General features: G+C 35.2%; 8 protein-coding genes and 2 pseudogenes. All 10 read right to left on the reverse strand.

Translation table 11 applies throughout. The features are described from left to right. Positions 1–6 precede the first annotated feature (6 nt). Positions 7–1,065, reverse strand: a complete 1,059-nt coding sequence (locus tag HMPREF1640_RS09800) for a glycosyltransferase (protein ID WP_036894261.1) — start codon at positions 1,063–1,065, stop codon at positions 7–9. Positions 1,066–1,083: 18 nt separating this feature from the next. Next, complete coding sequence (locus HMPREF1640_RS09805; RefSeq protein WP_036894263.1) at positions 1,084–2,223, reverse strand: EpsG family protein; 1,140 nt, start codon at positions 2,221–2,223, stop codon at positions 1,084–1,086. A gap of 12 nt (positions 2,224–2,235) precedes the next feature. Continuing rightward, entirely contained in the window at positions 2,236–3,396 is a 1,161-nt protein-coding gene (locus HMPREF1640_RS09810; protein ID WP_036894265.1) for a glycosyltransferase, read from the reverse strand. Between the two features lie 20 nt (positions 3,397–3,416). Next, complete coding sequence (locus tag HMPREF1640_RS09815) at positions 3,417–4,328, reverse strand: acyltransferase family protein (protein WP_156098782.1); 912 nt, start codon at positions 4,326–4,328, stop codon at positions 3,417–3,419. Positions 4,329–4,616: 288 nt separating this feature from the next. After that, positions 4,617–5,630, reverse strand: a complete 1,014-nt coding sequence (locus tag HMPREF1640_RS09820; protein ID WP_036894267.1) for a stealth family protein — start codon at positions 5,628–5,630, stop codon at positions 4,617–4,619. A gap of 308 nt (positions 5,631–5,938) precedes the next feature. After that, positions 5,939–6,844, reverse strand: a complete 906-nt coding sequence (locus HMPREF1640_RS09825) for an alpha-1,2-fucosyltransferase (RefSeq protein WP_036894268.1) — start codon at positions 6,842–6,844, stop codon at positions 5,939–5,941. A gap of 99 nt (positions 6,845–6,943) precedes the next feature. Further along, positions 6,944–7,798, reverse strand: a pseudogene (locus HMPREF1640_RS09830) (glycosyltransferase family 2 protein). Positions 7,799–7,873: 75 nt separating this feature from the next. Continuing rightward, positions 7,874–9,433: a lipopolysaccharide biosynthesis protein gene (locus tag HMPREF1640_RS09835; protein ID WP_156098784.1), complete on the reverse strand. Its 1,560-nt coding sequence runs from the start codon at positions 9,431–9,433 to the stop codon at positions 7,874–7,876. 457 nt (positions 9,434–9,890) lie between these two features. Further along, a complete protein-coding gene (locus HMPREF1640_RS09840; protein WP_231565887.1) occupies positions 9,891–11,054 on the reverse strand; it encodes an acyltransferase in 1,164 nt (387 codons plus the stop codon). 290 nt (positions 11,055–11,344) lie between these two features. Beyond that, positions 11,345–11,578 (reverse strand): annotated as a pseudogene (locus HMPREF1640_RS09845) (hypothetical protein); the annotation flags it as partial. Between the last annotated feature and the right edge of the window lie 837 nt (positions 11,579–12,415).

Here is a 12,415-nt window from a genome sequence, read left to right on the forward strand (position 1 = left end):
ATAAATCTATTTGTGTATGTAAAGCGCATGTTTCAATAGTCTGTCTATAACTACATCTGGCTTGAGCCATTGTTCATAGTATCTTCTTGCACCTTTTTCTAAATGTCTGCGGTATTCTTCGTTACTATTTATCAACATAATAGCTTCGAGTAATTCTTTTTTCGTGTGCACAAAATGAATATTTTCACCATGCACCATAGGCTCAGGCATCTCTCGAGAAAGTTTAGTAGATATAATCGCCTTTCCCATACAGAGATACTCAGCCAATTTCCATCCATGACATCCACATACAGATGGTGTATTAAAAACAAGAACACTTTCCTTGGTTTTCTTAATATACTCATCCATTGAAAGTCGCTTATCATAAATAAAATCCTTATATATCTCCTTATATTTAGGATAATCAGGCATTTCTGCTAATACACCTTTCCCATTTATATAAAATAGACCTCCTTCTATTCTTATTTGTAATTGTTGGCATGCGCGTAAAAACTCACCACGCCAATAATTTGTATCTGTCTCCGCAAATTTGTTGTACCATAGTGTTGAGGAATGAAAAATATAGTTGGGGCGCACCTTCACTGTTTTCTCATATACATTTATAGGTCGTCTACGAATGTTGGAATACAAATAATCTCGCAAATAATTTTTAAAAGGAACATTCGTATAGCCTAAACTCTGGAATTTGTGTTTAAGACATTTGATTATAGTAGTTGGAATAGTATGAAGTGTTATTCCAAACGAAGGGCCTATTGCTAATAATTTTATATACTTTTGAGTATGTTCAAATGTGGGATTTACCTTTCCATAGATATCACACCATTCATATCCTTCGTTAAATATACTTGCAACATCCTCACTATCTATAAAGATCTTATAGTTATTTCCCCCGTTTTTTATAACAAAAGCAAAACCATATCTATAAGCATTGATATATTTATTATCCAAATCTTCGAAAGGCTTAGCACTATACCGTATACTGTTTTTTCCAAAAACCGTTTCTATTCCAAGTAGATAATAAGAGGCATAGGCGTACTGTAACCTTGGATCTATGATAATTTTCATGGATTGTGATGCTTTATATTATTTGTACAACTTATCAACGGTATAATTATAATCATACTCATATCGTTCATAAATAGAGCCACTGCCCGAAGGTTCTCCATTTGTGAAGAATGTTTTATAAGGCACATTGAGCGACTGCCAAGCAATAGTGATACGCAAAAATAGCAAGAAACACACCGTGACAACAAGCGGTTTGAGCCATGGCTTCGGATGAGGGAGATGACAAATGTGTGTGAGCATATAGATAATACCCAAGAAGAAATACCATCCAAACCTGCCACCTTGTCCAAAACGCATAAAGAGAAGAAGTATGCCACAGAACACAACTGTCATATTAAGAAACACAAGCGTTTGCTTGGTAGGTACAATTTTCCTGTAGTTAGTAAAAAGAAGCCACAACAAGAACATGCACTCCAAAACATACTCTACACGAAAGCCTTGATCTTCTGTGGTATAGGAAGCCGTTCGCTCTGCCATTCCTGTAGCCTCTCCTGATGACGCCAGTAGCATATTGGGTAAAGGAGACAAACTTACAAGTAAACAGGCTGCAACAAAAGCAATAATGGCCGTTGGACTGTATTTCCGTATTGGCAAAAAATACATGGGCGCAAAAATTAGAGCGGAACCATGAAATGTGTAAGCCAAGAGCACAAGGGCAAAAAACTTGATTGGCTTTTGCTCCCAAATGTATCGCACGGCCAACCACACAATGCCAACCGCAAAAACTTGACGAAGATAGGTCATCGTAAAATAATAAAAGAAACCGAGAAACACTATCGTTGCCAAAGGGTAGTCTTGTATATATTGCTTGAAAGAGAAGAAATAGAGCGTATAAAGAGCCAATGTGGTGATGAGTATAAAAATATACCTATTCTGCGTGACAAATGATACTAACACTTGCCAAAAGAAGTAGCCATACTCTTTGCCATTGATCAAATAATACAATCGTGCTAAATTGCGATCACCTCGCATTTCTTCAGCTATGGTGTCAAACACTTCTCCATATATATAGCGGTCGTAACCGCCAATCATATCTCCAAAACCCACAAACAAAGAAACATAGAGAAAGTAGGCTATAAGATATTTATCTGACCGTTTGTCTTTTAAAACAAAAAACAGAATAAAAGCAACAATGAAAACTAAAAGATAGGGAAACATAGCCTTAAAATGTTATAGGAACATATATAATTTCTGCACCTCACTCGAATTATCATGTATATGTGTTTTAAGATAATCTACATATTTTTGCCGTAACTGCCCATCTTCATAAAGATTAAGAATAGCACGCGCTAAGGATTTGCCATCCATTGCACAGATAGTGGCATTGACACCATCTTCAAATTGGTCTCTTACGGTAGAAAAATTCGTTACGATAATAGGCTTGCACAGTATTTTCGCCTCATCAAGCGCAATAGATTTACCCTCGAAACGCGATGGATGCACATATATATCAGCTTGACGTATGTATGGGTAGGGATTTGATTGAACGCCAACAAATTTGAAATACCTTTGCAGACCTTTACGTTTTATCTCTTCAATCCATTTAGGTTCTATTATAGCACCTACAAATAGCCATACAACATCTATCTCATTTTTTTTAAGTATATCTACAGCCTCGATTGCAAAGTCTATTCCCTTGTTGTAACACACGTGTCCTACAGTAACTAATGTTAAGTTGTGTGGAACAAAATTATCAATGTCTTCTTCAGACAATCTCTCTATAAGCTCAGGTGAAGATATATTCTCCATCTTAGATATTTGATTATGACAGTGCGGGAAATAACGTCTCAGGGCTGCGACACAGGTGTCTGAAATCGTAAAAATGCGATCTGTTAATGGATAATATTTTTTGTCGGCCTTATAATAGTAAGGCCATCTGCTATAGTCGCTATGAAAGAAACTCACTTTTTTTCCCCCACGCAACTTATCCACCATATAATATAATATTTGCTGTCCACCATAATCAACGATTAAATCATATTCCTCATTATCGATTGCCGGCATCATCTTTGCGATCAAGCGTCCTGCCATAGGCTTTGACAGTTGGGACAGTATAAGCCTACACAAGACACCCAACGACAAAACGATCTTTCCATGTTGCAGAAGCCACCATGCCGAAGATACACCACCCATCACATGCTCTATAACAGGGTTGTATATCAGATGAACATCTTTTGGCAACCTGTCTGAATATATGTCACCCTCTTTACAGCAAAGCAATAAAGAGGTATCGTATCTTTGCCTATCCCAAGCCGTCAGTAATGACACCATGGATTTAGAAACCCCACCAGATTGTAATGTACCTATTATAAATAAGACCTTCTTTCTCATATATTACAGGTTATTCGTTTTTACGCAGATTTTTTATTGAATGAAATTATTGCATTTGCAATATATCTGCCATAAATCAAGTTCTCTAAAAATTCACTTTGTCTAATCAAGTAGCCTATACCTATACAGCCGTATGCAATAGCAACAGAAAGAACCGCTACTATCACACATTCAAGTAGCAGGTTGTCTGTACCTATGAAATATTCATGCCATCCTGATAATCTTAACGCAAACACAAGGAAGAAATGATAAATATAAATATCTAACGAATGGCGACCTATTTTTGCCAAAGCATTGGACACGACACCACTGTTTGATTCAAATTTCTTAAAGAGGTAGACAAAGGTGGGAACGGAAAGAAAAGCTGAAAATAAGAATAATCTGGAAAAGCCCTTTGTAAAAAAATAAACAGTAACTGCATAAGCTATCATGCAGCAACTGAACACAATATTTCTTGATAAAAGAGTTTCTGTCAGTTTGTATTTCCTAAACAAAAAGCCAGCAATGAATAATGGCCACAAAGTTCTTGCCTGACAAACGCTCAGTACATCACTCCATCGTTCTGATAGAGTAATTTGAAACATGATTAGGAATGCCCAAATCGTTACAGCCCAAATAATCTCTGCCCATTTGGATTTGACAAACCGAGTAACCAAGCGGAATGACCATAAGAAAACGTAAAACAAGGACAATACGAATAGATACCAATAACCATTCTTTGCACTACCTTCAAAGAGTCCAGCTACATCTTTATGATAAAAAATGACAAATGATAATCCCACGAATAAGAAAGGTGACAAGAAAGAAGCACATTTAATAAACACTTTCTTGATATCTGGCAGAGATGATATAACCCAACCTGATAAAAACATAAACAAAGGCATGTGAAACGTGGACACAAATTTTACCATTAGATTATTTCCATCATCCAAAGAAAAAAATATATATGCCCAAAGATTACTGCTAACATAGCGAAACCTTTTAGGCGATCAACATATTGAATGCGTTGCATAAGCTATAAGCTAAATTTAATATAGTTCGACGATAAGAACCACTTTTGTTTTTAATAATCGTGCATTTTAAGTCTAAACATTCTTTCAACCCCAGAGAATCTCTTTTCCTGTAAAGGTGATGTAGACAAATATTGTAATCTTTCGTTATAATTATTTTCTATTAAACACATCAACACACCTCAGCTCTTCCTTTTCATAGCAGTTGAGCTATATTTCAAAACATGATTTTTGAGGGAATTTTTCATCAAACAATTTAATTAACTGTGGCTGCAATATATTAAATGAATTGTCGTCACAATCTATCGAATCATTTAAACACAAAGACTTACATCCCCCATCAAACATTTTTTGTTTTATCTTATCTATTTCATCATGTCCTATTTGTAACACATATTTTCCCTGAAATTTGGTGGGACAGAAACGGTTTGAGGCTAAATGCCAATAACGTAAGAAATAATTACTTAAACTAATGTTTTCTCGAAAACGCGTGCATGATTTCCCTAACATTACAGATTCTTTTTCCCATGCTTCTTCACACACCGTCTTCAGGAAAGCCTTCTCATTATGAGGAGTATAAAAATGCTGAAACTCATGCCGGCCAAAAAGGGTTATAAGCCATGCCTGAAATTGGTATTTGAACCCTAAATATCCACCAAGCCATGCTTTCCAATTTTCCCGTATAGTTATTTTCCTATCAAAATGAGCATTTAAAACATGTGTACAACAATATTCTATGATATTAATCCCCCATTCTTCGTGCTCATCATAACATCTTCCATTAAACACATGTTCTAATGTTGCGTCACACGGTAAACCATTATGGAAATAATACTCTGGTGAAATCGGAGAGTTGATAAACATATCATCATTAAAAACAACGAAATGCTCAGATAGACCCTTTATCCGATGAATATTAAGTTCTATTGTATGCGAATTAAACGTTGGAAGATATTGATGGGGTATAAAATCCTTGTGATCCACGTGCGACAACTTAGGATGCGAGAAATCAAGCCAATTAGGCTTCTGATTGTCTGTGATCACATATATATGATTCACCCATGGCGAGAATTGTTCAACCGCACGAAACCAAAATTTCAAAATCCCCCAATCGCGAAATCTCACGGTATTGTTCTGAAAGGACGTTCCTCTATATTGAGCCTTCTTTTTTTGCCATTCCTCATCAGATCCATCGCACCAGTAAATAACATAATCTATCTTCATATATTAATGTTTTAATATCATTGTGATAAGCACAATCACAAAGTAATTAATATAAATTATATTGATACCCTGTAAAATTGATTATATGAATAACACTCCGATAGTAAACAGATAAGGTAAAATTAAACTTTTAAAGTCCGCCCTAATTCACCTCATAATTACGGATTTCATGAAACAGACATCTACTTACTATTACAAATAAAGATATGTGGAAAGAATATATGACATGATGAAAAAACGGAATGACCTATTATCACTAAAATAATAGCAATAACCTACATTATTTCTATTGCAATTTTTCTTTCCATTTAAATTAAAATAAAATTTTTACTTAATAATTTAAACCGTTTATTTGTATTATTCATCCATCTTTGAGGCGCAACTACTATCTTCTCTTCGTGCCTCGAAAGATATTGTGCCCACCAACTAAATGTACTATTAGAAATGATGAAATGCTTACAACTATACATCAAACGTAGCTTCTCCCAAACAGGATCAGTCCCAGACTCATATAAACAAGGAACATCGAGTCTAAAATTCTCACGCACCCAATTAATATCATCCGAGAAGAATATAAAAGTAGGATTTAAAACCTTTCCCTTTATTATAGTAATGGCTCGAAGAAAATAGTCTTTATCACAAACGAAAAAATCATCTTTGAATTCATCATTTAAGAAATCACCACGTCGAATTGATATACAAACTGAATTAGATACCCTAATCGTCTCATAAAGTGAAATATTAGAATTTAAGGGAGGCGCTACAGGAGTGAACTCATCCAAAATTTTATCTCTAATGAATTCAAAAGCCTTAGGATTGCCAAATTTGCCATAAGTTATGACAGTGGTCGTTCGGGGAAGATATAGTTCTGGCTCTTCCTCATAGGAATAAAAGAGTAACCCTATCTTATGAAACAATAGAAACCATGACAGCCTAAGATGTATTTTTTCGGAGAGTTTAAATAATATAAATATTATTTTTTGCAATAGAGTTCCATGAACTAAAACTAGGTTTCTATTTGATACCTGGTATTGAGTCACATTAAAATATTGCAACGAGTCCTCAAATCCATTTTCTGGATTACCTGCAGACTTTACTAACTCAAAATTAAAACAAAGCTTATCGTTCTTTTTTCTTGCTATTTGTAAAGCACGAGAATAAGCATATTCAAAAAATTGATTCCCAAGTCTACCTGAAATATAACTACATATCATATTACTGGACCATATCCTTATTATTTATTAACAAACGAACATATAGGTAAATAGCTTTGAAAAGCATTTTCCTGCTAACAGCCAAATTTGATTTACACATTACCCAATGCGCGTACATCGTGCAGGAGACCTAAATAAATCCTCCGCTATAATCCAAACCTTTTTATTCCATATGAATTCATTTACATAAGTTTTCAACATCATCCAATACTTGATATCGTCTACTTCTTGAGGTTTCATACGAAGAAAGTCACTATACCAATGCTCAACATGAATCCAAGCTTTTAGTTTTTCATCAGAATGTACTCCTATTGCAGAGATATGATTCCGACTTACTCGAAATTGAAAACCTATTTTATTTATATTGATAATACCGTATTGCTTAGCACATAAAAAAGGTGTTATACGGTCTGAATACCATGCATAGGGCAAATTATAAAAACCTCCAATTTTTCTTAATTTATCAGATTTAAAAAGGAAATCTCCAATATATGTAATTCTACCATTCCATATATTCCACATCAATGAATAAACGCTTTCAATCTCTGGAGCCCATTTTTGTTCACTAATGACATTTGACTTCTCATCTATTGTCTGTGTGCGAATGTGGAACACCTCCATCCTCGGATATTTATCTATCGCTTCCGAAAAATAGGATAAAGTGTTTGGCATAAGGCGATCGTCATCCCCCATACATATAATATAATCACCGCTTGCATGTTCAAGGCATTTATTCTAGTTTCCAACAACATTATATCCACCAAAACCTATCGGATTAACATAATATTTTATTTTCGAATCCTGAAATTCCGAAAGAATTGAATTTAAGTTTTCTGGAGAGGCATCATTTACAATAATAATCTCATAGTCTTGATAAGTTTGGGCTAAAACACTGTTTATGCACTCCCGTAAGTAAGTTTTTTTAAAAGCTGGTATTGTTACAGAAAATCTCATAAATGCTTTCTTAGAATTTTTATACTTAAAATATAAGACTATATTGAAGATGATATGATGTGAAAAGTAAGTGTGCTATTTTTTTTCATTTACGCTATTATACAATTTAGTTTTGTATTTTACAAATCTTGTTAAAATCCATTTCCGCTCTTCCTTTGACATTGCAATTAATAATATAAAAGAAAAAATTAATATTGTCGTACAACTGCAAATAGCCATTAAATTTAACAAATGATTTTCTATGCTAACATAGCTGAATATTATTTTAGTAAAAGTTACCACCAATATAAATATCACAACACACGGAATAATTATTCTACGATAGTAGTTAGTTATGGAAAACTGCGGTATGTATTTTTTTAATAAAATTACATATAGATTAGAAACTAAAGATTGCAAGATCGGTGTTATAATAAATGGGATAGTGGGATTATATCCTAATTTTAAAAATAAATAAGCAAAAGGTAAAACCAAAAGCATCGAGGTTCCACCTAAAAGGGACAGTATTTTATTGTTGCCTGTTGCAATCACTGCGTAGGTTACTGGAGATGTCAACACCACAACCAATAAATTAAGTAAACTCAATTTACAAAACTCTGCTGTATACGCAGGAGGGGTTTTTAGCCATAGTTCTAGAATATATTGACTATCGAAAAGGAAGGGGGCTGATAAAAGCATCATGAGAAAAAAAGAATATTTACATGACACATGAATCAATTCTATCATCCTCATATAATTCTCTGTTGAATAAGCCTTTATAATTGACGGACGTACAGACATCATAAAATTATTTGTAAAGCCAACAATAGCCCCATATACTGTGTTAGCAAAACCACATGCAGCATTTAGTGTAACCCCATAAAATAGATTAAGCAGAATATTGAGCCCTTGATTCTTTGTTATCAGACTAAAGTCACCAAACAACTGCCAACCGGAAAAAACGAGGATGGGTTTTGAAATACTCCAATCGTTAGACCAACGGAAATGACATTCCGAAAAAGAGTGTTTACAATATATATAATATATAAGATTGATAATCAAGGTAAACAAGAGCAGTACTAAGCCATAAACGACGAGTCTGTCAAAAGGGGTAATGTATAGAACATAACATGCGACAAGTTTCAAAATTGTGTCAAGTATTCCAACGTATGCAAACATCCTCATTCTCTCGTGGGCAATGATAGCAGCATTGTAAGGCGCCTGGATTAACGACAACATCGTCATCATAACAGAACACTGGTAAACAAAATTTGCTGCGAACTCTCTACCTTCGGGAATATTTAGCTTATAATTAACAAACCATAGGCCAACGGTTTCACAGACAAAGAAAAGTATGCCGGCTGTAATAATATGTACGTTGAGTGTCGCAGCAAATGTCTTTGAAAGGCGTTGGTTGTCATTCTTGCCTAATTCGAAAGCCAAGAAGCGGGAAGTCGCTCCTGCCAAAGAACCATTGACAAATGTAAACAATGCCACAATGCCAGCAACCACTTGATAAACCCCAAGATCGCTAACTCCAAGAACCTGCAAAATGACTCTCGAAGTATAGAGCGAAACAACAAGATTGAACAACATTCTTCCGTAAAGGAAGAACGTATTCTTTGCAATAGTCCTATTTGAAGATATTTGTTCCATTAAAGAACTCTCTATGATTACTGAGTGATATTCTACCCCCACCCGACTCCCTACACTTCTTCTGTATTAAGCTTGAAGGATTTGGAGTGGACACCGCCTTCGATGGGATTCCACCGATATCGACATTGTCTATGTTTATTGAGCCGGCTAAAAGTAGAGAAGGTGTGATGGTGCTGAGGAGTGTTGCTGTTGGATGTGTATATAGTGCCTGTTTTACGCAATATGTGTTTATTCGCGAATCTGTTTTAGGGGTCTTACGGAATTTGGAGCAATGATCTTTAGCTTCTGAAAATCATCAAGCTGTATAATTAGCTCTATTCATATGCCCTTTATATACGTATATATACTCTAAAATAGAGATCATTTGCAATGTGGGGACACCTATAACTTCTATATGAATTTCATTAAGATTAAGCTCGTTGCCAAAGAGAAACTTTTCGAAAAAACTGCCTTGAGCTTAAGTTTCACGCATGGCTCGTTTTTCATAATGTCGGCAGATCCTTAATTTCTGACGTAAAATGAAGCTCTCCGCAAGATGCAGCAATGGTTGTTCAACCGTTTTCTGCCTCAAAAAATCTATTAAAGCGCAAACGACAAAGACCAGGACACACGCAAGTATCGAATGGAAATAAATATTACCATGATGATAAAAATATAATGTCTGACACACATCTTTCCATAACCATGGCCGCATTCCGCCAAAAAAATCATGAATAAGGAAAACACCAAAAGTGCAACTTCCAATAGTATTTATAACTTTACTATATTTAAGACGTAAATTCTTAAACATCATAAACATACTCACACTTAACGATAACGCCAAAATTTTATTTGAATCTATAAGAAAAAAGCCAGCCCTAAAAAAGTTTTGTTTCAAATCGAAATAGTCCATAACATATATTATCAATACAATGCTAAAAACAGAAATGAACAAATTAAATGCTGTCATTATCCCCCAAAAACGAAAACTATTATCATAAATGGTGGGATATTTCTTTAGATAAGACGCTATAACATACAATACACAAAACCATGTAACATAATTAAATGAAACCTCGTTTATAAAACTCAGCGAACCCAAAACCGTATATATAAATACACACAAAAGCAAAAGCGACAAATGCTGTTTCTTGTTTATGTTATTTATGCAGGTGTTGAGAAAGGGAATAAGTAAATAAAACAACAAAAAGCAAGCTGTAAAATTGGAACTAACGCCGTTGAAAGGAATAAGCATAGAATACAAATATCTCCAAGAAAATGGCGTATACCCAGACGCTATAAAAATCGCTCCAAGAATGATGCTGTAAAACTCCACCTCTAAGAATAACTTGAGAAATTTGTGAAGCGTTATTTTAGATTGACACATAAAATAGCCCGTAATCAAAACAAAACAATTGATACCAACTTTACCCCACATCCCAAAAAGAAAAAAATAAATATTCCCTATTGGATTTTTTACTATTTCGTCAAGCAATCCGGAATGTACCACATAGTGATGCATCACGATAAGTAGCATCACGAAGATGCGGAAAAGTTCCAAACTGGAATTTCTTTTCTTCTTTACACACCTATCTGTAAGTGACATGGGGTGGATAGATGTCATTTTTGTTACTCGTTGCATTGTTTGGTTTTAATTATCAATATATTTCTAATATCTAATCTCCAATTTGAATATTTATCTACCACGGTTCATGCCTTTTGAGTTCAACCTCTTCTACAGATGCTTTAACAAATAACATATGTCAGCGCTCCACTTTTTTACCAATTGTATGTAATGTGGAAGATTAACAATAAAGCTGGGCCACGCGATAACGATATAGCATTATTCTTACAAGCGTCATCGCTTGCATAGGCAACTAGAGAAAATTAAACAGCGATAATCAATGTTAACAAAGCAATCTGGAAAAAAATCTTGCCTAATTCAAAAGCCAAGAATCGAGAATTCGATTCTGCCAAGGAAACATTGATGTATGTGAACAATGCCACAATGCCGGCAACCACTTGATATACCCCAAGATCGCTAACGCCAAGAACCTGCAAAATGACTCTCGAAGCATAGAGCGAAACAACAAGGTTGAACAACATTCTTACGTAAAGAAATAGCGTGTTCTTTGCAATAGTCCTATTTGAAGATATTTGATCCATACAAAATTGCCTTTGTGTGTTTATCGTACCATTGATAATGTTTTCGCAAGAAATATCCGGTCCAAAAGAACAGAAGATAATAGTTTGTCGTCAGGCTTCCACCGTATGGAATTGCAAGCGTTGTCATGGAAGATAACTGCACACGCAGTGACATCATCGCAAATAGCTTTTTACCTATACATACCACTGCATAGCAGGCAAGCAGGCATCCCCCCCCTCCCCCTCCATAAATTACACGCATACATCCTCCCCGTTGGCATACGCCATCGCTGTCAAAAGCAAAGAGCTTGCCATGGACGGCACAAGTAAGTTTTTATATGGAAGTCTTAAGGGAAAAAAGGGAACTTTGAGAGAAAAATCCGCACATTGTCATAAACAATGACAGAAAACGAATACATCCCTCCCTCTTCACCACCGTTACAAATCTTGGAGGTGAATGTAAAGAAAGGATTGAAATCATTCCACTTTAGAAGCGGGGCGCATGATCCTAAATAATTTGTGCACCCAAACTTCGCAGATACTCCGTCAACCTTGTGCTATGTTAATGAAATTTCTACAAAGGTATTATATTTTTGAGTCACAACAAAATTTTAGCGATTGGAAATGATTTCAGAAGTATGAAATAATGGCGAAAACATTTAAAACAAGCGGATGGAAGGCGCGCAAGCGGTTGACTTCTTGCATGGAATGCACCACGATGGAGGCCAAACGGGGGCGAATTAAAGGGGTATGGGAAAGGCGAAAAAATGTGCAAATAGTCTGGCATGGCACATGATCTGTCAAATAAAGATACATGAAAATGACGCGAAAAAAACTGTTGTTTTATATTACTGTCCG

Origin of the sequence: Prevotella sp. S7-1-8, from assembly GCF_000758925.1 — a bacterium.
In the GTDB taxonomy this organism is placed as follows: domain Bacteria; phylum Bacteroidota; class Bacteroidia; order Bacteroidales; family Bacteroidaceae; genus Prevotella.